Here is a 22,705-nt window from a genome sequence, read left to right as displayed (position 1 = left end):
AACCTAATTCAGAGATATTTCAGTATTCGTTTTCAAAAGGTTTATCACTATCAACACGATCCCGTCAATAAAGAAAAGATAGTAAATAGATAAACTTAAAGACTAGGATAGACTGAATAAAATCTGCTCACAAACACGCGCTCGGGCTAAATCTATAGATCCGGAAATTCCATTAAATAAAGATCTACCACAAGCTTTTCCATGACACTTTATCACAAGTTTAGATAGCCCACACACCATGGAACCGGGATAAATCGTATAATCTAACTGACGTTTGACATCAGACTCTAATTTATCCCCTAGAATATGACGCAGAAAATCAAATACACCCTCTGCTGTCTTTAGAAAGATATTTCCTGTAAAACCATCGGCAACAACGACATCCACATTGCCGCTAAAGACATCTCCACTTTCAATATTCCCAAGAAAAGCATCCTGAAATGTTTCTTTAAGAATACGAAATGTTTGTCTATGCGCTTCAGTCCCCTTGCGTTCCTCAGAACCAATATTTAATAAACCTATAGTAGGATGGTCTGTTTTCCCAAGACATTGCCTATAAGCTAAACCCATACGGGCAAAACCCAACATCTCTTCAGGATTCACAGAAACATTAGCACCAACATCTAATATAACCGCACAACCCCGCATAGTAGGAACTCGAACAAGCAAAGCTGGACGACGAACAGTAGGAAATACAGGAATTTTAGCTCGAGATAAGGTAATTAATGCTGCGGTATTTCCTGTGGAAATAAACGCGTCAATCTTATCTTCTTTAAGATAATCTAAACCCAGAGCCATGGATGAAGACTTTTTACGAATAGCAGATAAGGGGGAATCGTCCATAGTGATAAAACTTTCTGCAGCAATTATTTCTGGACGTTCCTTATATGTACAACTATTGAGTATCTGCTCCTTCACCTCATTAGAGGCAAAAGCAGTAAAAGAAATGTGCGAGTTCGAAGCTCTAGAATTGAGTACATCGATTAGCACTTCCCAAATAATGAGAGGTGAATGGTCTCCTCCCATCAGATCTATGCCAATTTGTACGTTCATAACACAAATATATTCTTATTTCTTTTCTACAGTCATAACGGCTTTCCCGTTATAAAAACCACAAGAAGTACAGACCGTATGAGGAATAAAAGCTTGTTTACAGTTGTTGCAGACAGCCGCATGCTGTGGTTTTTTTGCATGATGACTTCTTCGGATATTTTTTCGCGCATTGCTATGTCGATTGCGTGGTACTGCCATATCTCTCACCTTTTATAAATTATCAAAAGGAGTTTCCCTCTTGATTCTTTTTCTATCTTCTAAAAATTGTACGATATTTCCTCTTTCAGGACAGCCTTCTTTATTACATTCTTGAAAATGATCGCTCTCCAAGAGGAGTTCTTGTCTAATTAAATCTTTACAATCAAACACACCTGACCTGGCATCTTCGTGACAAATTAGATGTGAGATTTCTATTGAACCCACAGAATATAAAAAACTTTTATCACAAACACAACATCGTAATCCTAATTTTGTAGATACGTTTAGAGATAAAATCCACTGTTCATTATCTACTTTCTCTAAACTTCCAGATACTTCAATAGGATTGCAGAAAAGCTCTTCCTCACCAGACTCACGAACACTCTCTGGATTTAAAGAATATTTTATTACTTCTTTTTCTCCGGGGAGTTTCAGTCGGCAAATGTATAGTTTTAAATCATCAATATTTCCCATAAGAAGAATCTCAAAGCTTAGTTTGGTGGTGCTGTGAGTTTGAAGACAAGAGTTTACCAAACAAGGTAATTATAGAAAACAAAGACATACTTTAAATCTATTGAGAGAATAAATAAAACCATCATTTTTAATTTAAAAGAATCAATAAACCATTTCTGTAGAATTTTTTACCTATTTTTTTTATAATTTTTTTCCGCAGCCAGTAGACAAATATCTAGGAAGTTTAGAACTACGCTTCTACAAACAAACCTATTCCCGAATTATATCCAAGCAATAGCAGGAGACACGGATTAGGCATCAAGGAAGACCATGGAAAACGACATCTTATTAAATATAGAGTCTAAAGAAATTCGCTACGCTCATTTAAAAAACGGTCAGCTTTTTGATCTCATCATTGAAAGAAAGAAAATTCGCCAACTCAAAGGCAACATTTATCGAGGTCGCGTAACTAATATCTTAAGAAACATTCAATCTGCTTTCATCAATATTGACGAGAGAGAAAATGGCTTCATTCACATTTCAGATGTATTAGAAAATTCTAAGAAATTTGAACAAATGTTCGATATGGATTTTGATGTTCTCCCTAAAGAAAACAATGAGAAACCTGAGGCCCCAATAGAAGAGTTATTAAAGCTAGACAGTCCCGTATTAGTTCAGGTAGTTAAAGAACCCATAGGAACCAAAGGTGCGCGCTTAACTTCAAATATTTCTATTCCTGGACGTTATTTAGTTTTACTTCCTAATTCCCCTCACCGTGGTGTATCTAGAAAAATAGAAGACCCCCATATGAGAGATCAGCTAAAACAGTTGATTCGCTCTTTTGAAATGCCCCAAGATATGGGGCTTATTTGTCGAACAGCTAGCGTACTCGCCTCTACCGAAGCTTTAATCAACGAAGCTCATGATTTACTCGCGACCTGGAAAAGTATTTTAGAGAAATTCCACTCCACAGATCAACCTTGCTTACTCTATGAGGAGACTGATATTCTCAAAAAGGCTGTGATCACCTGTATAGATAAGAATTATAAACGCTTATTAATTGATGATTATTCTACTTATCAAAAATGTAAGCGAATGCTCAAAAAATACTCTCCAGATTCCTCTGTAAAGATTGAATACTATCGCGATTCGATCCCTATGTTTGAACGCTTCAATATCGAAAAGGAAATTGATAAAGCAACTAAAAGGAAGATCTGGCTTTCAAGTGGTGGTTACCTATTTTTTGACAAAACAGAAGCTATGCATACAATTGATGTAAATTCAGGAAGAAGCACACAATTAGAAAGCGGTGTTGAAGAAACCCTAGTTCAAATCAACCTAGAAGCTGCTGAAGAAATCGCTAGACAACTCCGACTACGCAATGTTGGAGGCCTAGTTATTGTTGATTTCATAGATATGAAATCACGTAAAAACCAGCGTCGTGTTTTAGAACGTTTAAAAGAACATATGAAATACGATGCCGCACGTTGTACTATTTTAAGTATGAGCGAATTTGGTCTTGTAGAAATGACTCGTCAGAGAAACCGTGAATCTCTCATGCAGACTCTATTTACAACATGTCCTTATTGTAGTGGAAACGCAATTATCAAAACTCCGGAAAGTGTGGTTATCGAAATTGAAAGAGATCTCAAAAAAGTGATCAATCACAAAGAACACACACATTTATGCTTAGTTGTTCATCCGGAAATTGCTGGTTATATGAAACAGGAAAAAGACGATGATGAACTCATCCGATTAGCTAAACATTTAAAAGCTAAATTACAAATTAATACTTCAGACTCGCTTCATCTCAATCATTACCAATTCTTCTCATTAGTTACAGGAGAGAGTATTGAGTTATAGGCATGGTTATGCATTTTTCTACCTATTTATTAGAGGCCTTTGGCAATCAATCCTTACCCGAACCTTTGTATCAGAAGTTTCAGATTTACCATCAAAACTATCTTGATGCTGCCACGAAAAAATGTTCTTTTGAAAAAGCCGAAGAATTATGTTCACAATGGCTGAAAATCGTCATTGAAGATTTAAAGGATCCCTTTATCTTTCCCCCATACCATAAGAAAATCCGCTCCCCGATAGATTTATTTAATTTTGGTAAGCAGTTTTTTTCAGTCCTTGTAGATGATGAGAATTCTAAAATTTATAATCTTCATCAATTGGATCAAATTCAAGAATTTATAGATCGCAAAGACAACGTGATTTTACTTGCGAATCATCAAACAGAGTGTGATCCCCAATTGATGTACTATGCCCTAGGAAAAACTCACCCCGAGCTATTAGAAAACATGATTTTTGTAGCAGGAGATCGTGTAACTTCTGATCCTTTGGCACGTCCATTCAGTATGGGATGTGATTTATTATGCATCTATTCAAGACGTCATATTAATAATCCTCCAGAGCAAAAAGAAGAGAAGCTTCATCACAATCAAAAAAGTATGAAAACGTTGAAAACTCTACTTAATGAGGGAGGTAAATTCATTTATGTAGCTCCTGCAGGAGGGAGGGATAGAAAAACATGCGAAAATCTTCTTTATCCCACAGAATTTCAACCAGAAAGTATAGAAATGTTTCGTTTACTAACGAAGGCATCAGGAAGACCTGCGCATTTCTATCCATTCGCATTAAAAACTTATGATATTCTCCCACCACCACCAACAGTAGAAGATACTATTGGAGAATATCGAGCGATTTTCTTTGCTCCTCTTTTCTTTAGTTTTGGAGAGGAGATTTTATTAGACCGTCTATGCTCTGAAGAAGAATTGTCGCAATGTGATAAGCATAGCCAACGAGCATTGAGATCAAAAAAAGCATTTTCCATTTTAACACAACTATATGAGGAATTATAAGAATGAAGTGGAAGGCACTGTCTGTTACTTTACTACTATCTCTACTAGTAACATCATGCAAACAACACACACAGACAATCTCTGACCAGTGCCCTCTAAAAGTTCTTACCCCATCCATAGCAGATCAAAAAACTGCCAAAATCATCTGTGCAAATGGACTACAACTGTTAATCATTTCTAATCCTGGGATTTCTATTTCAGGAGCCGCTCTAGTAGTAAAAACAGGCAATTCCTCAGATCCTCAAGAATTTCCTGGATTAGCACATTTAACAGAGCATTGCGTCTTCTTAGGAAATGAGAAATATCCAAATAGTGACGGGTTTTCTCATTTCCTAAGTAGTAACAATGGGACATACAATGCCTATACGAGTTCCTATACGACAAGCTATCTATTCTCCATAAAGAACTCAGCATTCTCCGAAGCTATTGATCAATTTGTACATTTATTTATTGAGCCTCTTTTCCATCAAGAAGACATCGATAGGGAAAAAAATGCTGTACATCAAGAATTTGCCATGCATCCCAATAAGGATCTCCGTCGTGTACACCGTATTCAACAACTTATTGCACCGAAGGGGCATCCCATCCAAAGATTTGGATGTGGAAATTCCTCTACATTAGCACAAGTACAATCCCAGGACATGCACAAATGGTTCAATCGGCATTATCATCCTAAAAATATGATTGCTGTTATCCACACAACGGAACCTATAGAAAAGGCTGTGAAAGTATTCTCAAAAATATTTTCCCAAATCCCACCCAAGAAAAATCGTAATATTGCAGTACCCTCTTCTTCAGAAGATAACCTCTCCCTAGGGAAACTCTATATCAATTCTGCTGTAGAACCCACAGCAAGTATAAAAATCTACTGGCATCTATATGACACATCTAAAGCTCCTCTGGGCTGTTATGCAGCACTTGCGTATGTTTTAAATCATGAAGCAACAAACAGTCTTGTTTCTTTATTAAAGGAAGAAAAATTGATTACAGAATTTGATTCTGGATTTTATAAAACTTCAGAAGATACAGGGAGTTTCACTATATATTATCAGCTAACTGAAAAAGGTGAGAAAGAATATTCCAAGGTTTTACTTCATACTTTTGAATACCTGCATCAAATCCAAAACCAAGGGATTCCTGGATATTGTTTGAAAGACATCTCTACTATTAATACTTTAGAGTATTGCTACAGTTCAAAAACAGATCTCTTTAGAACTCTTCAAGGGCAAATTTCAGATCTTGTTGATGAGGATTTAACAACCTATCCATATCAATCACTTGTCTATCCTCAATACTCTCCTGAAGAAGAACGAAACATCTTAGAGATACTTTCGGACCCCTATCGAGCGCGTTATGTGTTATCAACAAAAAATCCTGAAAATTGGCAAGAGGCAATAAAGCATCATGATACGATTTTCGACATGACCTATTATGAAAGATCTCTGCCAGATTTAGAATCCTACAAACAAGCCTCCTCACAAGAGCCTATGGCTTTACCTCAACCAAATATTTACATTCCAAAAAATATTGAAATTTCAGACATATCCAAAATAGAAAATAAAAAATTCCCTTTCTCACCTAAACTAGCATATAAAGATACTGGTCTTACCTTCTACTATTGTGAAGATCATTTTTATACTATGCCTAAGCTTGCTATAAATTTGCGCATGCGTTCTCCTAATATCTCTAGGAAGGATATCCGTTCATTAATAGCTACAGATCTATGTTCCTTAGCAATTAATGAAAATCTTCTTAAACAATATTATCTAGCAGCTCAAGCGGGTCTCTTTTTCTCTACTTCTTTACGTGGAGATGGATTAAATTTAGAAATTACTGGATACAACGCTACGGCACCTATCTTATTAAAATCTATTTTATCTTCTTTAAAACCCTCCATAAATCAGGAGAGATTTGACATCCACAAGCAACAGCTTATGGAAACCTATCAGAAAAAGATTTCAGAATGTCCTATACGAGCGGGTATGGATAGACTCTGGTCCCATACATTGCACGATGTATACTCCTACCAAGACAAACTCTCTACTCTTAAAACAATGGACTTTGAAGAAGTAGAAAACTTCTCAACAATCATGTTTGAACAATTACATGTTGAAACCATGGTTTTAGGACCGCCTTCAAAAAAACAAGAACAAGAATTGGTAACTATCGTTCGAGACTTTGTCGCTGCTTATCCTACATATAATGCAGACTCTTTCTATTATCAAAGACAGGATAAGGAAATCTCAAATATAGAAATAGACTATCCTCTATCAGGAAACGCTATGTTATTGGTTCTTCAAGATAAGCATTCTTCTTCTGTAGAGCATATTGTTGCCACAGAAATGATGTTTAAATGGTTACATCACATCGCTTTTTCTCATTTACGTACGGAACAGCAGCTGGGTTATGTCATAGGGGCGTGTTATCACGAACCTTTATTGTGCCCTTCAGGGATGTTTTATATTCGCTCTAATGCCTATACACCTCAAGAGCTCATAGCCAAAACAAAGACATTTATCAAAGATGTTGCTACATCCCCAGAGAAATTTGGTATGTCAGAGCAATATTTTTCCAACTTAAAAGATGCTTACATAAAAAATATTACCGATCCTACGTATTCCTTAGAGTCCATGGGATCAGCACTATTTTCCTTAGCTTTTGAGAAAGCTTCAGTACAATTTTCACTACCTAACGAGAAAATCTCTGCTGCTAAAAATATGGATTACGCGACTTTTAAAGTGTATTGTCAGGAATTTTTAAATCAGAAATTAGGATCAGAAATTCCCGTATATATTCATGGGAAAGATTTTTAAAGCCTTCCTATCTGAAGAAACAATAAATGAATTCAGGAATATCTCTGAGGAACCAGAAAGTCATCAAAGATATTATTGAAGGTCCTAAAGCAAATAGAAACAACCAGCCTAAAGATAATGATGAAGACGGGAATGACGGTCTAAGGATAAGATAGCCTACAATGTTCGGCATATTAGAAATAATTGTAAGTCCTCCTGCAGACATGCACCCAGCAATAACAAGATAAAGGAAACAATCTGTAGCTACAGGAAGGTTATGGACAAGATAGTTCACCAAGGCGTTATCTAAAAATATGGATAGAGTATATGAAGTAATCATATAACCAAAATCCGACATCCTATGCATTATCTCCAAAACCCACCATTCTTGGAGTTCTCCAAAAATCACAAGACCTGCATAAAATAGTCCTACAAAGCACACCTTAGAAATATTAATTGCGTGCTGATAGAAAATTGTAAATTTCTGAAATCCTAAATAAAATATCAAGATAGCGGCCATTAATAATGGTACGGATCTGGCTAGGATTACAGAGCCAACAAGAACAATATGAACAAAAATAATCCATTTTGGGACTCGTTCATTCATCATAGAGGGATTTGTCACTACTTTAGGGAAATTATTAAATTCCTTTCTGAAAATAAGATAATAGATAGTTGTCGACAATAAGATGGCAATTATAGATTTCCAGCAGAAGTATTTTAAAATGAAGCTATTCCCCCATTTCACCGAAGGTAGAATAATAAATAGGGCCCTAGAAGATAGGGCTGATGTTAATCCTCCCATAGAGATGTTAGAAAATAGCAATCCCATTGTTGCGTAAGCAAAACGTGGAGATGGAGAAAACTTATAAAAGTTCCTAACAAGCAATGTCGCAGCAATAATCATAGCTCCTGTTTCCTTGAGAAGCACTGCAGATAGTGGTGAGGCTATCATTAGAGTCCACCACCAACATCGCGGAGATTGTCGACCTATTTTTGCAATATTTGAGAAAATACGTTCTGAGAAATAGACAATAGGTCGTGATTCAAGAAGAATGAGCATGATAACAATAAACAGGGAAAACACATAATTTCTGCTATTAAAATAGCTCATAGTCACTCTATAACCCTCGGAATAGAGAAACCATAGAAACAGAGGAGCTGCCCAAAGAACGAAAACCAGCTCTACTCTACTTATCAATCGATAGAATTCACTTAACCAAAGGTATTTCTTCCATCTCTCAGGAAATACCATTTTCTTATGTTGGTACATCTGACACTGACTGAATAACCAGGGCGTAAGAAATGTATGTAATATCGAAAAGAAAAACAGTAGAGTCGCTCCTGTCTTCAATGATGAAGAATACTGAGGTAAAATCATAAACAACCTAGGAGACGCTCATTTTTTAATTAGCAATAGAGATATTTTGAGTAAAAATAAAGATTCAAAAACCTTTTCCTAGAGGTCAGGATAATGATCAAGAATTTTCTCTCCGTCAAAAATAGAAAGTGGGAAAGAAATTGTAAAAAATTTTTTATTTCTATAAGTAAAAGAAAGAGATGAGGGTCTAATTATGTCACATACAATTACACTACTGACTACTGATAACAATACTGATGAGATTAAAAAAGCTCTTCAAAAGATTTCTGCTGCTTCTTCATGTGTTCTTGGATCTTCACATGATCAAGAGAATGCTGATCAGCCTTATGAAGTTTGCCAGGCCGAGAGCGCTCTTTCTGTAGAAGCAAGTAAGATCGCTTCCGTTGCCGAAGGAACTTTATTATCTTGTTGCTGTAAATAAATTATTGGGATTCAGAAACCATCCATCACTATGTTTGTGTAGGCTATTCACAAGCAGACCGTGACTATTTTGGATAGTTGTATGGATAGATTTGACTACAGAAGGATCTGTTTCTATTTTTCTGGGATAGCTTACAAATAGGGTTGCCCCAGCTCCAGACATACCAACATGAGCATGAAAAGGACTCCACATCCTTTTTAGCATTTGTTTTTTCTCTTCGAGGTCCTTACGAAAACGAAATACGGACTTCTCTAAATCATTTTCTCTCGTGTACAGGGCTATATCTTCTTCTCTACAGGAAAAATCTTCAGAATGCACATAAGAGAAAGCATCTTTAGTAAGTACTCCTTGATCAGAAAAATACAATACATATCTTTCTTCACAATTGTAATCTTCATAAGGAAGGATTTCTTCACCACAGCCTATACCTATAGCAGATCCTGAGGAAAAGAATAGAGGTACATCCATACCTATCTTTTTCCCTAATTCCTGGAGAACATTATTGGATAATTGTGTTTGGAAATGCTCATTTAAAGCGTATAGTGCTGTTGCAGCATTACTGCTACCGCCACCTACACCAGCCCCTATGGGAATGCGTTTATGCAGTCGCCAGGTCACGGGATCATTTACCTGCGTATAGTCTCTAAAAATCTGAAGACTTTTCCATATAAGATTCTGAGGGGTGCTTAATTCTGGTAGATTACAAATAAGAGTATCTTCATCACTACTTTCTAAACATAGATCATCGCCGAAATCAATAACTTGATACTGCGTTGTCATTTCATGAAAACCACGAGCAGTTTTACCATGAAGTTTTAAAAATAGATTGAGCTTTGCTGGAGAGAAAAAATCCATAAAACCAATTTTTTATAGGTGGGGAGTATGCTCCTCACCTTAAATGCCTAGTTTGATTCTTCAGCAGTAGGTTCTTCTTGAACTGACTGTTGATTAAGAACGGTGATGTATGAACTTTCAGAAGACACTTCAACAAACAAAGTTGCGGTAACTTCTTCTTTAAGTTTTAAAGGCACGCTTTTTTTCCCGAGATTCTTAATTGCATAATGAGAATGTGGGAAATTCTTACGAGTAAGAATAATATTTTTCTTAGCTGCCTCATCAATAATATCACTAATTGTGACAGAACCATACATGTTGTTATCTGGGTCTACACGGACCTGAAATTCAAGAATAACATTTTTGAGAACTTCTGCTAATTTTTCAGATTCCGCTCTATCTTCTGCAGCACGTAATAACCGTTCTTCTTTCAGCTTCGCCTGCAATCGCAAAGTTCCAGCTCCAGCTATGACGGCTTTCTTTTGAGGCATAAGATAGTTACGGACATATCCAGGACGTGCGGTTACGATATCGCCACTACGACCTAAACCATCAACATCCTCTAGTAAAAGTAGTTGTTGTTTCATGTTGTCTCTCTTCCTCTAAATTAATCTTCTGCTACAAAAGGTAGAAACCCTATATGACGTGCTCTCTTAATAGCTAGGGTAAGTATACCTTGGAAGCGGGAAGAGACACCTGTAATTCTTCTAGGTAAGATTTTACCTCTTTCCGTGATGAATTTTTTTAAAGTTTCTGTGTCTTTATAATCAATTGTTTTCCAACCTGCGGAAACAAAAGGACATTTCTTATTAAAACGCTTCCTTCTGTGTTCATTATTATGAACAGGCTTATTCATGTTTTCTCCTTAAAAAATTATTCTGGTAACGATGCGAATTCTAAAACTTCTTTAACCGCATCAGTTTTAAGGGTTAAAAATCTTAGAAGATCTTCATTAAGATGATATTCTTTCCATAGTTCGGCTATTACTCCAGGAACTACTGCAAAATAGATGAGATAGTAGTAGCCTTCTCTAGCTCCACGAATAGTATACGCTAATTTTTTGCGTCCTTGATCATGAATTTTTAGAATTTCACCACCATAATTTGTGATGCCTGAAGTTACCTTCTCCAAAGCCTTGCGTCTAGCTTCCTCACTCAGAGTAACACTAAATACATACGCCCCTTCGTAAAGTTGGGTTGTTTTTTCTTTCATTAAAAACTCCTAAACATAGCTAGAGTAGTTTATTTCCCTAAGATATCCCAGTCTACAAAAATTACTTATGGGATCCCCTAGGCAGTTTGATCTCCAGAACACCATTGGGAAAATAATGCACTGGCCTCGATAAATAAAGATTGCACCTTAATCTGTTCTTCTTCGGTGAACTGTCCTAGGACAAAGTCTGACAACTCTATATCTTCTCTCTGAGGTCGACCTACACCTAAACGCAACTGCCAATAATCATTCGAACCTAGGCTTTGCGTGATACTTTTTATGCCTTTATGGCCACCTCCACCGGCGTTTTGGCGAAGACGCACACTACCAAAAGGTTGATTCACGTCATCAGCAAGAACTAAAATACGGTCCGTAGCAATATTATAATATTCCTTAACTGCTGAGACGGCCTTACCACTTAGATTAACGTAAGTCTTAGGTTTAATAAAAACCATAGATCCTTGCGGTGATTCTACTTTGGCAATATCGGAAAATAATTTACGTGCTTCTTTAAATTGAGCTCCAGGAAAACCTTGGAGTAGCTTGTCCGCACAAAGGAATCCTATATTATGCCGCGTCCACGTATATTGACGCCCTGGATTTCCTATGGCAACAATCAGCATCGTCATAATTAAAATTATCTTCTAGATACTGTTACAACAACTTCCTTTAAAGAAGTAACAGGACGGAGTCCTGCAGGAATATTAATATCAGCCAACTTTCTTGTCTGAGATAATCCCAACGACCGAACATCCAATTCTAAGCAGGGTACAATATCTTTAGGTTTACATACGACGCGTAAAGCACGGATAACTTGTCTTAAGGATCCACCCAATTTAACGCCGACACAATCCACAGCATTAATACAGCGAATTGGAATATTTAATTTTACATCACGATCTTCTATCAGTTCTTCAAAATCTAAGTGAATCACTTGGTACGAGGTAACTTGATATTGAATATCTTTAACTAGGGCCTTAATTATACGACCTTCGTAAGATAAAGAAAAAATTGTAGAAGAGAGCGCACCACTTTCTAGGCCAGATAAAAATTTACTAAATATGTGAGCGTCAACAACGATATTAGCCAAGCTCTTTCCGCCAGAATAAATAACAGCAGGAATCCCTCCTGTTTGACGAATTTTTTTAAGCAAAGATTTTTTATCAGTCTCGCGACTTGTAACTACGAGCTCCATAATGTGCTATTCTCCATAATCTTGAGCTAAAAGAACCCTACGCCAAACACTCACTCCCGGAGTTAAAATGTGTTTTGCTAGGGACTATCGACTGTCATGTCTAGAACATATATCTGAACAGTTTTCGAGGCAAAATTATAGCTCTATCTCGGAAAAAGTCAATCTTTTCCCTAAAATGAGATTTTCCTTAACAAAACAGTAAAAAATGACGTGGATAATAAAAAAAAGAAATAACAAAGAAACCTTGGGGTGAAAGGATTCGAACCTCCGATGCACGGTACCAAAAACCGCTGCCTTACCGCTTGGCTACACCCCAGTATCAGGTTACAGTTTATCTAATCTTCAGTTTTTGAAAATAGGAAAATCGCAAAGTCCTTAAGAATTTTACCATAACGTCAAACTATTTCGTTAAAAAATGGGCCTTTTCGTCTTGTGATTTTTATTCTTTGCTTGCTATGACACATAAAGAAGCCATGAAAAGAGAAAATCATGAAAATCATACAAGCTGCAATAGAATTCGCTCCTTTTCTTAAAGCTGGTGGATTAGGTGATGCTGTCTATGGTTTATCAAAAGCATTATCTGAACATCATGACATTGAAGTATTACTCCCCTTCTTTCCCTTAATCACCCCTTCTTTCTCTTCTCAAGTACTTAATGAAAAGGTTTTTTCTTATGAATTTTTAGGAAAACAGAACGCCTCTTCAGTTTCCTATTCTTATGAAGGGATGATTCTTACGACAATTAAATTAGATTCACAATTAGACCTATTTTCAACATCGACTATCTATACCGAAGACGATACGCTACGTTTCAGCGCTTTTTCAGCTGCAGCTGCAGCCTATATTCGAGAATTAGATCATGTAGATATTGTACACATGCATGATTGGCATATGGGACTCTTAGCAGGCCTTTTAAAAGAACCTAATCTCCCACATTATCCGAAGAGAATTTTTACAATTCATAATTTTAGTTATCGAGGCTATTGCAGCACACAATTACTTGGAGCATCTGGAATCAGTGATTTCGGATTGAGTAATTACCAGTTATATAGAGATCCTCAGATGAGTATATTACTGAAGGGCGCTTTATATTGTTCGGACTACATTACAACTGTGTCCCCTACATATGCTCAAGATATTCTTAATGATTATTCTGATTATGAGATGCATGATGCTATCATGGCCAGACGTCATGTTTTCTGTGGAATTTTAAACGGTATAGATGAAAACAGCTGGAATCCTGAAACAGATTCTTCTTTGGCTGTGAACTACGGTAAGGAATTACTTAATTCTCCTGATATTTTATTCACGAAGAAAGACGAAAACAAGACAGCCTTGTATGAGAAACTAGGACTCTCTTCTGAATATTCTCCCTTAATGTGCGTAATCTCTCGCATTGTAGAACAGAAAGGCCCCGAATTTATGAAAGCAGCTATTCTCCATGCTATGGAAAATAGCTATACTTTAATCATCGTAGGGACGTGCTATGATCTAGAAATTCAAAGAAAATTTACAAATTTACAAGAGTCATTAACCACTTCTCCAAATATTCGGATCGTCTTAGACTATAATGATCCTCTAGCCCGATTAGTTTATGGGGCTGCAGATATGATTTGTATTCCTTCTCATTTTGAGCCCTGTGGTCTCACACAACTTATTGGAATGCGTTATGGAACAGTACCTTTAGTTAGATCTACCGGAGGTCTCGCTGATACTGTTGCAACGGGAGTTAACGGTTTCACTTTCTCATATGCGGATAACTTCAATGATTTCTTCCACATGTTATCTTTAGCGGTTACTACCTATAGACATGAACCTGACGTATGGTTCCAACTTGTAGAAGAAGGTATGCTTCGATCATCAGGATTAACGACAATGGCGATGCATTATCTAGGAGTCTACAATTCCTTATTGTGATCGCTGGATTTGGATTTTCCTCTTTGCAGTACATGATTTTTATTCACCCAGAAATACTCAGCTCCTGAACACACAGAGTAAATAGCAGCTATAGACCCTATTACTGATGCAAAAAGCTCCAAATCTCCCTCAGAGATCATTCCTAAAGAATGCGGGATCATAGCAAGTAAAATTAATAGAAAACTGACACCCTGTAAAATAGCTTTTAATTTTCCACTCGCTCTAGCAGCAAGAACAACTCCTCGAAAAGCACATACGGTACGTAATGTACTAATTACAGAATCTCTGGCCAAGAAAATGAATACAAGAATTAGAGGAAGATTTACTGGCGGTTGAGTGAACGTCAAATACAGAGAAATTCGATAAATACTATCAGCCATAGGATCAAGAAGTTTTCCCAAATCTGTAACTTGAGAAAACTTTCTAGCTATGTAACCATCAATAGCATCAGTAAGCTCTGAGAGACCTAAAAGGGCAAGTAGAACATATGGAAGAACTACAGGAGTAATTCCAAGCCACTTTCCTTTAAGATAGAGTAGCATGAAAATTGGCGTTATAAATAGCCGGGAAAAAGTTAGATAATTAGGCAGTCCCACCCCATACCTCTATCAAAAAAATTACTTAAACCGGAACTTCAGCACTAAACGAAAGCCTAAAAGACAAATTAAATAGATAAGAATTAGAGCGCAAGTTCCGAATGTTATAATGTAAAAAAACTATTTTTTGGAGATATTATTTTTCCTACAGGATATCTCCTAGTTCTTCTCTTAGTATTGTTTGTTTTTATTTGTAGTGGTATCTTTTCCTTTATTCTTAGGAAAAATTTATATTTTCAAACGCCATCTATCGTGGAAATAATCGTAAATTTTTCAAGCCCTATTTTTTTGATCGGAGTTTTACTATGCCACAACCTCTTACCTTACAAGCTATGATTGCTAAAATTTTGCAGTTCTGGAGTGAACAGGGGTGCGTGATTCATCAAGGGTATGATCTAGAAGTAGGTGCAGGGACATTTAATCCAGCAACATTTTTGCGTGCTTTAGGACCTGAACCCTATAAAACTGCATATGTAGAACCTTCAAGGCGCCCTCAAGACGGTCGTTATGGTATGCATCCTAACCGTCTACAAAACTACCATCAGCTACAAGTAATTCTTAAACCTGTCCCCACAAACTTTCTCTCTTTATACAAAGAGTCTTTGCAAATTATTGGCTTGGACCTTCGTGAACATGATATTCGTTTCGTTCACGATGATTGGGAAAACCCTACGATTGGTGCGTGGGGATTAGGCTGGGAAGTATGGCTAAACGGCATGGAGATTACCCAACTAACCTATTTCCAAGCTATAGGGAGTAAGCCTCTCGATACAATTAGTGGGGAAATTACTTATGGGATCGAAAGAATTGCCATGTATCTACAAAAGAAGAGCTCTATTTTTGATGTATTATGGAACGATGAGCTCACCTATGGAGATATTACCCAAGCTTCTGAAAAAGCTTGGAGCGAGTATAACTTTGATGTTGCGAATACGCAAATGTGGTTAAAACATTTTGAAGATTTCGCTCAAGAGGCACTTGCTACTTTAGATCGAGGACTCCCAGCTCCTGCCTACGACTTCGTTATCAAAGCATCTCACGCTTTTAATATTCTTGATGCTCGGGGCGTAATTTCTGTTACAGAACGCACCCGTTATATTACTAGAATCCGTCAATTAGCCCGTGCCGTTGCTGATGGTTATGTAGAGTGGCGAGCTTCTTTAAATTATCCATTATTACACAAGTGGCATACTCACAAAAATACAACTCCACAGTTTCTTCCCTGCCCTAAAATTACAATAGCAGAAAATTTCTTATTAGAAATTGGTTCTGAGGAGTTGCCGGCAACTTTTGTTCCTATTGGTATTCAACAATTAGAATCTTTAGCTAAGAAGCTTTTGTCTGATTATAACATTGGTTACGAGAGTTTAGAGGTTTTAGGATCTCCAAGGAGACTTGCTTTATTAATTTACAAATTAGAGCCTACAGCTGTGCAAAAAGCTGTTGAGAAGAAAGGTCCTATAGTCTCCTCGTTATTTAGTGATTCTGGGAATGTTACTACGCAAGGAGAACAATTTTTTGCTTCTCATAATGTGCCTATCCGTCATTACAATGAGCTCTCTCAATACTCTCTGTTTGAGATCCGCGAGATCAACTCTATAAATTATCTATTCCTTCTATATCCTGAAGTGCGTAAAGATACCGCGACAATCTTAGCTAGTGAATTACCTAAATTAATTCAGTCTATGAAATTCCCTAAGAAGATGGTCTATGACGATAGTGGTGTAGAATACGCACGACCTATTCGTTGGATAGTATCCTTATATGGAACATCTATTCTTCCTTTTTCTTTTGGGAAAGTAATAGCCTCGAACACCTCATATGGTCATCGACAATTAGATCCAAGGGAAATTTCCATTCCTTCTTGTGAACATTATGTCGACACTTTACGTGATGCTTGTGTGATTGTCTCACATAAGGAACGTAGAGAAATCATTGAACAAGGATTAAAGTCACATAGTTCTGACAATATTTCTCCTGTTGCAAATCCTCGTTTACTCGAAGAGACGGTTTTTCTTACTGAGCATCCTTTTGTTACATGCGCGCAGTTTGATCAAAAGTTCTGTGCACTACCTAAGGAATTGTTAATCGCTGAAATGGTAAATCATCAAAAATATTTCCCCACACAAAACACTTCGGGAGAGATTACTAATCAGTTTATTTTAGTCTGCGATAATTGTCCTAACGACATTATCGTTGAGGGAAATGAAAAAGCCCTAACTCCTCGCCTTACCGATGGAGATTTTCTTTTTGCTCAGGATCTGAAAACGTCATTAGCTACCTTCGTGGACAAGCTAAAAGCTGTTACCTACTTTGAAGCTCTAGGTTCCCTTTATGATAAAGTAGAAAGACTAAAAGCTCATAAAGAAATTGTTTATCCACTTATGCCTTTATCCTCTCAAGAAGATATAACAACAGCGATAGAGTTTTGTAAAGCAGACCTAGTCTCCGCTGTTGTTAATGAATTTGCAGAATTACAAGGAATCATGGGAGAATACTATCTAAAACATGCGAGGCTATCCCATGCAGCTGCAATAGCAGTGGGAGAACATTTACGTCATATTACTGATGGTCAAACAATCTCCACTACAGGAACGTTATTAAGCATCATAGATCGTTTTGATAATTTACTTTCTTGTTTCATATTGGACCTACGGCCTACTTCATCTCACGATCCTTATGCTTTGCGTCGTCAATCTCTAGAGATTCTTACATTATTACATGCTTCAGAAGCGTCTTTAAATCTCGAGAATCTCTTACATCATCTGGCAGATAACTTCCCATCCACTATTCAAGAAACCACCTGGGATAAACCTGCGATTATCCGTGATATCTTGGCGTTCATCTGGGGAAGATTAAAAACCTTCATGGCTTCTTTAGGATTTAGCAAAGATGAAATTGCTACTGTATTTTCTGATACTTCTGAGAAGAATCCTGTAGAGATCATAAAATCAGCAAAAGCAATTCAGAGTATAAAAAATAGTCAAAGAACTGTTCTTGAAAAAATCACAACGACCCATAATCGTTTGAAAAAAATCTTAGCCTCTTTGAAATTCTCTAGCACACATATACCGGCTCAACTTGAGATGCAAGAATCTCGGCTTAAAGCAGCCCTTGATCACTTTGATGCGTCTGTAAAAATAAAGGATAGTAAAAAAGACTATTTCCTAAGTCTTGGAGAACTTACTGATAGCATCAATACATTCTTAAATGAAGTACATGTTACTAGTGGAGATGAAGCGTTGAAAAACTTACGTATTCATCTATTGCTGACAGCTATGGAGAAATTTTCTCCTTATCATTGGGAGGCATTAAAAATATAAAACTATCTCTAGGCATAAAAAAAGTGGCTCTATAGATTTTGTCTATGGCCACTTTTCTCACTTTCGTCATCTCGATACATAATCTTAAAGATCAAGTTCAGTGATATCTAGAAGTGTTTCCTGATCTCCATCAACTACGATAGTTAATATGAAGGTTCCAGAATTTTCAGGAAATTCTGAACTAGGAAATTTATTCTTGAAATCTTCAATCAGAGAGGAATCTTTCTCATCCCCATCTTGAGGCTGTAAAACAACTATAGCCGCCATATGCTCTAATGAAAATCCAAAGAAATCATCAAGACTTAATCCATCTTTGATAAGTTCATCTAACACCTCTTTGTGAGTATTACTCATCAAAACAATAATTAAAGGAATATTTTCCTTCTGGACATGTGTTAGAGCTTCGTCATAGTCTTCGAAAACATGAAAATCGGAACTTTCTAAAATTACAGGACAAGTTGTTGCTTCAGTAGCTTGAATAAGCTGACATGGCAGTAACAAACATGATAATAAAGCTAATAAGATACGCATAAAACTACTTTTCCCAATTAAAATGACTACCACGGTATCAGGAAACATAGAAAAAAGATATCCCGATTTTAAAATTTATATCTCGGGATATCGGTGGGAAAAGGATTTTTTATTACTAATGTACAGAAATAATGGGTTTTATAGAATTTTCCAAAGGTACATCGATGGGAGCAATATCCATAATTTTTTCATCATTATTAGTAACGGAAATCGTAATTAGGTAGGTTCCTTTGAGATGTTTAACTTCCGGAAATTCCTTTTTAAATACTGCAATTTCAGCAAGCATAGGATCAGGAACCGGGGGATAAATTAACAAATTAATACCCGTTGGGCTTAACACGACGAATTTGGCATATTTACTGAGAACCGATTCTTCCATACTTATTGCCATAGTATACAATGACTGAAAAGCTATTGTATCCTCATCGCTGTACAGAACAATCATAGTATTTCTACCTTCTTGTCTTACCCCTACTAGGCCATCGTTGTAAGAGTAAAATATAGAAGGGTGTTTCCTTGAGAGATCTTCGATCTGCTGATCGCTTTCTTCATCTTTCAATGATGTAGAAGTTTCTCCTCCAATTGCTGGTAGGGCTAACAATAGTGCAAATATAGATAACAAGATGTGCATGAGGCACCTCCATTGCTAGTTTTTTGTGAAACATTGGAGGAAAGGATAGCAAAGCCTTAGTTTTAAGGATAGTGCATTCTAATTTTAAAATAATAACAACTTAGATTATCTAATTTAAAAAAAATGAAAATAGAACTTATGTGATTAATTATCAGGCGCATAACAAATTACCGCCTGATAATGCTAAAACATAAGAATTTATGATTTTGAATCGATGGAAATTGGGGTGGGAATAGTAAGAACTCTTTGTACCCTATCAAGGCCTTTAGCATCTATGGTAATAAGAACCACACAAGGACCACGAAGATCTAACTCCCAAAAACGATCCTGAAAATCTGCCATGTATAAAATCATGGGATCCATTTTAGGATAGAAATCTTTAGAGCTAATCAGGCCTGGCTGCATAACAACAATATTGCATACATTTGCTAAATCAACAGGGAAACAAACGTCTCTTTGAGTAATATCTGTCCACACTCGTTCAGAATTTGGATTAAAGTACACGAATATACAGCACTTACCGCTATCTCTAGCATCTTCTAAAGCACCGTAGTACGAGTGATACACCTTTTGGCCATTAGAAAGTTCTACATACTGTGGGGGAGAAAACCTATCAGAAACAATATCTTCCTGACCTCTTAAAGGTGACTCTTTTCCCCAGGTAGATATAGATACTAATAAAAAAAGGACAAAGCAATAAAAACGCATAAATCTATTCCCCGCTTATCAAAATTCACAAAACACGCCGGATTAAGGATTTCCAATCAACGATTAGTCTCTCCGACATCGCGCAAGCAAAGATAAAATAACGGGGATATAAAATCACTACTTGTAAAAATAATATTACAAAATATGCGAGTATACTCTAGATGACACCATTTCTTGATATTAATGTCTCTAGCTCTACTGCTTGTTGATTTTGCCATTCTTGAAGTAAAACAGAAGCTCCATAACCAAAGCCTGCAGCCTGAGCAAACTCACTAGCCCGATTCACTAAAGAACTGCAACGCGCAGCCGCTAATCCCATAGCTTCCGAAACAATAATACCCCGGGTATGATTCGACTCTGTTACCACACCCCCGAAGCATAAAGCCCAAGCAAGTATTGGTAAAAGAAACTTGAAAATTCTCATAAAAACCAACAAATTAATAAATTAACAAGGCAATATTTTATATTAAACTTATTAATTGTTCAATCTTTACAAATAGTTAATAATTACTATTTTACATCAAAATAGAACTAAATACGAGAGACTAACACTCCTGGGGATCTAGGAGAGTCACTACGACCCTGTCTTTGCGTAGACGGACATAGTCTTCGAGAATAGAGAGCTTTTGTTCCTGGTAGCTCTTCGATAGCCCCGCGAGAGGATGACGTTGTTCTTTCCACTGACGATCTGCTAGTTTTTGTAAAGATTGTATAAATACAGCCTCAAGACAGTCGGTATTCATACGTCGTTTTATCAAAAGCTCTATGATTATCTTATCTTCTAATAGGGATAAAGCCTCGTCAAAAGGAAGGTTGCTATGGTGTTTTTCATAATATTCAATCAGATGGGAAAATAGCTTCCTACATTCAGGATGTTTGAAATCCATAGCTGAGAAGTAATTTTTCGCTGTATGAGGGATACTGATATTATGAGTTTTACAAAATAGCATGCAGCGCAAAACATCAGTTTCAATAATCACATCAGAATGAATTTTTGGGAGTTTCCCTTTACTAGCTACGGGAGCTTTAGTCGGTGTGATTCCTGATTCTAATTTTGCTAAGGAAAATACCATACTTTCTGGAATCATCATCAGAGAAGCTAATTGTTTAAGGTGTTCGTATACAACAATGGGATTTCCCCATTTTTTAATTTGTGTAATAACTTCTTCAATTACCTGTGCTTTTTCCCTTGGAGAAAAATTTGGATAAACACGAATTTTTTCACTAATAAGGAAAGTGAGGTAATCCTCACTTTGATCTAATAACCCTCCGAGAAGAACTGCTCCCTTATGCATTAAGAAGGAATCGGGATCCTCACCTTTAGGAAGACGACAGACCATAACAGCAATACCTACTGTCTGGCACATATCTCCAACACGAATGGCGGCTTTCACTCCAGCATCATCACCATCAAAAAGTAAATAAGCTTTAAGGACTCCTAATTTGCTTAACTCTTTTACGTGATCCTCGGTAAAAGAGGTTCCTTGAGCTGCAAGAGTACAATTAAACCCCGAATCTATCATCTGCAAGCAATCAGCTTGGCCTTCAACTAAAATAACGCGTTTTTCTTTTGCTATTCTTCGTCGAGAGAGATGTAACCCAAAAAGAGCTCGCGACTTCTTGAAAATAAGAGTTTCAGGAGTATTTACATATTTACTTCCCCGTGTATTCTCTAAAAACTTTCTTGATGAAAATCCTATGGTATGTCCTAGGGAATCGTGTACAGGGAAAATGATCCTACGAGAAAATAAAAACCATTTATTTCCTATAAAACCTGCATCTTCGAGTTGTTTTTCAGAAATATCTTTTTCTCGCATTGCTTGGATGAACAATGTCTGTTCTGGAGCGTAGCCTAAATGAAAACGCTCTATAGTATCTGGAGAAAATCCTCGACGATACAAATACTGCAAAGCGTCTCTACCCTCAGCAAGCTGATACAAACAAAAACGAAAGAGTTTTTCTGCCTCACTATTAATCTGGCGCAACTCATCTTTAACACCTGTCGGGAACGGAGATTGCGTATCCTTAATCTTAATAACAAGATCTACATGAAATTTTTTTGATAAAGTAAGAACAGCCTCACTAAATGAATACCCGAGATGATTCATCAAAAAACTAATAGCATCCCCGTGAGCTCCACAACCAAAACAATGATAATAAGCACCTGTCGGATTGACAATAAAGGAGGGTGTTTTCTCTACATGAAAAGGGCAACACGCTTTGTAGGTAGCTCCGCTTCTTTTTAAATGGAGATGTTCCGAAAGCACTTCGATAATATCAATGCTGTGTCTAAGATTATCTAAACTTTCTTCTGTATACATAAGTTATAAGCTTGGCTGTTCCTTGGTTATGCCACATTCACTGCATTAAAAGGAAGACAGCTAGTTTTATGGATCAATGACCAATAAAACTCTAGACGAAACCCATCTTGATCCCGAAGAATAAATGTAGTAATCTAGTGGGCTAACACGTAGGAAAATTCGGCAAAATCTCTATGGTCTTTTACATGAGTTTGCTAATCTAACCAGCAGTTATTGAATTTATGGAACGACACCATTTCTAAGCGCTGTCGTCTACTCGACTAGGTTAATCT

Annotated in this window: 22 protein-coding genes and 1 tRNA gene; 6 read left to right on the top strand and 17 right to left on the bottom strand. The window is 36.8% G+C overall.

Going from position 1 to position 22,705, the window contains the following annotated elements:
* Window positions 1–102 precede the first annotated feature (102 nt).
* Genes plsX through O1W69_RS02585 form a run of 3 tightly spaced genes read right to left on the bottom strand, consistent with a single transcriptional unit; the run spans window position 103 to window position 1,725 of the window.
* On the bottom strand, window positions 103–1,053 hold the full coding sequence (gene plsX / locus O1W69_RS02595) for a phosphate acyltransferase PlsX (RefSeq protein ID WP_375793956.1): 951 nt from the start codon (window positions 1,051–1,053) through the stop codon (window positions 103–105).
* 15 nt (window positions 1,054–1,068) lie between these two features.
* Window positions 1,069–1,251, bottom strand: coding sequence for a 50S ribosomal protein L32 (gene rpmF / locus O1W69_RS02590; RefSeq protein WP_375793955.1), 183 nt, complete (start codon window positions 1,249–1,251; stop codon window positions 1,069–1,071).
* A gap of 12 nt (window positions 1,252–1,263) precedes the next feature.
* Window positions 1,264–1,725, bottom strand: a complete 462-nt coding sequence (locus tag O1W69_RS02585; RefSeq protein ID WP_375793954.1) for a hypothetical protein — start codon at window positions 1,723–1,725, stop codon at window positions 1,264–1,266.
* Between the two features lie 309 nt (window positions 1,726–2,034).
* On the opposite strand from O1W69_RS02585, the gene O1W69_RS02580 reads away from it, so the two are divergent.
* From O1W69_RS02580 to O1W69_RS02570, 3 genes are read left to right on the top strand one after another with little or no spacing between them, the layout of a single operon-like run.
* Window positions 2,035–3,567, top strand: coding sequence for an Rne/Rng family ribonuclease (locus O1W69_RS02580; RefSeq protein ID WP_375793953.1), 1,533 nt, complete (start codon window positions 2,035–2,037; stop codon window positions 3,565–3,567).
* Window positions 3,568–3,575: 8 nt separating this feature from the next.
* A complete protein-coding gene (locus O1W69_RS02575) occupies window positions 3,576–4,571 on the top strand; it encodes a 1-acyl-sn-glycerol-3-phosphate acyltransferase (protein WP_375793952.1) in 996 nt (331 codons plus the stop codon).
* A 2-nt stretch (window positions 4,572–4,573) separates the two neighbouring features.
* Window positions 4,574–7,384: an insulinase family protein gene (locus O1W69_RS02570; RefSeq protein ID WP_375793951.1), complete on the top strand. Its 2,811-nt coding sequence runs from the start codon at window positions 4,574–4,576 to the stop codon at window positions 7,382–7,384.
* 7 nt (window positions 7,385–7,391) lie between these two features.
* On the opposite strand, the gene O1W69_RS02565 is transcribed toward O1W69_RS02570, so the two are convergent.
* On the bottom strand, window positions 7,392–8,744 hold the full coding sequence (locus O1W69_RS02565) for a putative Na+/H+ antiporter (RefSeq protein ID WP_375793950.1): 1,353 nt from the start codon (window positions 8,742–8,744) through the stop codon (window positions 7,392–7,394).
* A gap of 193 nt (window positions 8,745–8,937) precedes the next feature.
* Here O1W69_RS02565 and rbp7 point away from each other — a divergent pair, with 193 nt between their 5' ends.
* A complete protein-coding gene (rbp7, locus tag O1W69_RS02560) occupies window positions 8,938–9,165 on the top strand; it encodes a reticulate body protein Rbp-7 (RefSeq protein ID WP_375793949.1) in 228 nt (75 codons plus the stop codon).
* On the opposite strand, the gene ispE is transcribed toward rbp7, so the two are convergent.
* From ispE to O1W69_RS02525, 7 genes are all read right to left on the bottom strand, one after another.
* On the bottom strand, window positions 9,145–10,020 hold the full coding sequence (gene ispE / locus O1W69_RS02555; protein ID WP_375793948.1) for a 4-(cytidine 5'-diphospho)-2-C-methyl-D-erythritol kinase: 876 nt from the start codon (window positions 10,018–10,020) through the stop codon (window positions 9,145–9,147). The genes rbp7 and ispE overlap by 21 nt on opposite strands.
* 47 nt (window positions 10,021–10,067) lie before the next feature.
* On the bottom strand, window positions 10,068–10,586 hold the full coding sequence (rplI, locus tag O1W69_RS02550; RefSeq protein ID WP_375793947.1) for a 50S ribosomal protein L9: 519 nt from the start codon (window positions 10,584–10,586) through the stop codon (window positions 10,068–10,070).
* A gap of 20 nt (window positions 10,587–10,606) precedes the next feature.
* A complete protein-coding gene (gene rpsR / locus O1W69_RS02545; RefSeq protein ID WP_375793946.1) occupies window positions 10,607–10,855 on the bottom strand; it encodes a 30S ribosomal protein S18 in 249 nt (82 codons plus the stop codon).
* A 17-nt stretch (window positions 10,856–10,872) separates the two neighbouring features.
* A complete protein-coding gene (gene rpsF / locus O1W69_RS02540; protein WP_375793945.1) occupies window positions 10,873–11,211 on the bottom strand; it encodes a 30S ribosomal protein S6 in 339 nt (112 codons plus the stop codon).
* A gap of 77 nt (window positions 11,212–11,288) precedes the next feature.
* On the bottom strand, window positions 11,289–11,840 hold the full coding sequence (gene pth / locus O1W69_RS02535; RefSeq protein ID WP_375793944.1) for an aminoacyl-tRNA hydrolase: 552 nt from the start codon (window positions 11,838–11,840) through the stop codon (window positions 11,289–11,291).
* Between the two features lie 8 nt (window positions 11,841–11,848).
* Window positions 11,849–12,406, bottom strand: a complete 558-nt coding sequence (locus O1W69_RS02530) for a 50S ribosomal protein L25/general stress protein Ctc (protein WP_375793943.1) — start codon at window positions 12,404–12,406, stop codon at window positions 11,849–11,851.
* A gap of 244 nt (window positions 12,407–12,650) precedes the next feature.
* A tRNA-Gln gene (locus O1W69_RS02525) sits at window positions 12,651–12,722 on the bottom strand.
* A 173-nt stretch (window positions 12,723–12,895) separates the two neighbouring features.
* On the opposite strand from O1W69_RS02525, the gene glgA reads away from it, so the two are divergent.
* Window positions 12,896–14,323: a glycogen synthase GlgA gene (glgA, locus tag O1W69_RS02520; RefSeq protein ID WP_375793942.1), complete on the top strand. Its 1,428-nt coding sequence runs from the start codon at window positions 12,896–12,898 to the stop codon at window positions 14,321–14,323.
* Here the strand turns inward: glgA and pgsA are convergent.
* Window positions 14,305–14,919 carry a CDP-diacylglycerol--glycerol-3-phosphate 3-phosphatidyltransferase gene (gene pgsA, locus O1W69_RS02515; protein WP_375793941.1) on the bottom strand — a complete coding sequence of 205 codons (615 nt, stop codon included), beginning with the start codon at window positions 14,917–14,919 and terminating at the stop codon, window positions 14,305–14,307. The genes glgA and pgsA overlap by 19 nt on opposite strands.
* A 305-nt stretch (window positions 14,920–15,224) precedes the next feature.
* On the opposite strand from pgsA, the gene O1W69_RS02510 reads away from it, so the two are divergent.
* On the top strand, window positions 15,225–18,242 hold the full coding sequence (locus O1W69_RS02510; protein ID WP_375793940.1) for a glycine--tRNA ligase: 3,018 nt from the start codon (window positions 15,225–15,227) through the stop codon (window positions 18,240–18,242).
* 84 nt (window positions 18,243–18,326) lie between these two features.
* On the opposite strand, the gene O1W69_RS02505 is transcribed toward O1W69_RS02510, so the two are convergent.
* The 5 genes from O1W69_RS02505 to dnaG all read right to left on the bottom strand — a co-directional run bounded on the left by O1W69_RS02505 (window position 18,327) and on the right by dnaG (window position 22,433).
* A complete protein-coding gene (locus O1W69_RS02505; RefSeq protein WP_375793939.1) occupies window positions 18,327–18,821 on the bottom strand; it encodes a hypothetical protein in 495 nt (164 codons plus the stop codon).
* Between the two features lie 67 nt (window positions 18,822–18,888).
* Complete coding sequence (locus O1W69_RS02500) at window positions 18,889–19,404, bottom strand: hypothetical protein (RefSeq protein ID WP_375793938.1); 516 nt, start codon at window positions 19,402–19,404, stop codon at window positions 18,889–18,891.
* A gap of 198 nt (window positions 19,405–19,602) precedes the next feature.
* Window positions 19,603–20,112, bottom strand: coding sequence for a hypothetical protein (locus O1W69_RS02495; protein ID WP_375793937.1), 510 nt, complete (start codon window positions 20,110–20,112; stop codon window positions 19,603–19,605).
* Window positions 20,113–20,269: 157 nt separating this feature from the next.
* A complete protein-coding gene (locus tag O1W69_RS02490) occupies window positions 20,270–20,536 on the bottom strand; it encodes a hypothetical protein (RefSeq protein WP_375793936.1) in 267 nt (88 codons plus the stop codon).
* Between the two features lie 121 nt (window positions 20,537–20,657).
* Window positions 20,658–22,433, bottom strand: coding sequence for a DNA primase (gene dnaG / locus O1W69_RS02485; protein ID WP_375793935.1), 1,776 nt, complete (start codon window positions 22,431–22,433; stop codon window positions 20,658–20,660).
* Window positions 22,434–22,705: the final 272 nt, after the last annotated feature.

It is taken from the genome of Chlamydia sp. 12-01 (assembly GCF_042234205.1).
Lineage (GTDB): Bacteria > Chlamydiota > Chlamydiia > Chlamydiales > Chlamydiaceae > Chlamydia.
This window is presented reverse-complemented; position numbering and strand designations above follow the sequence as displayed.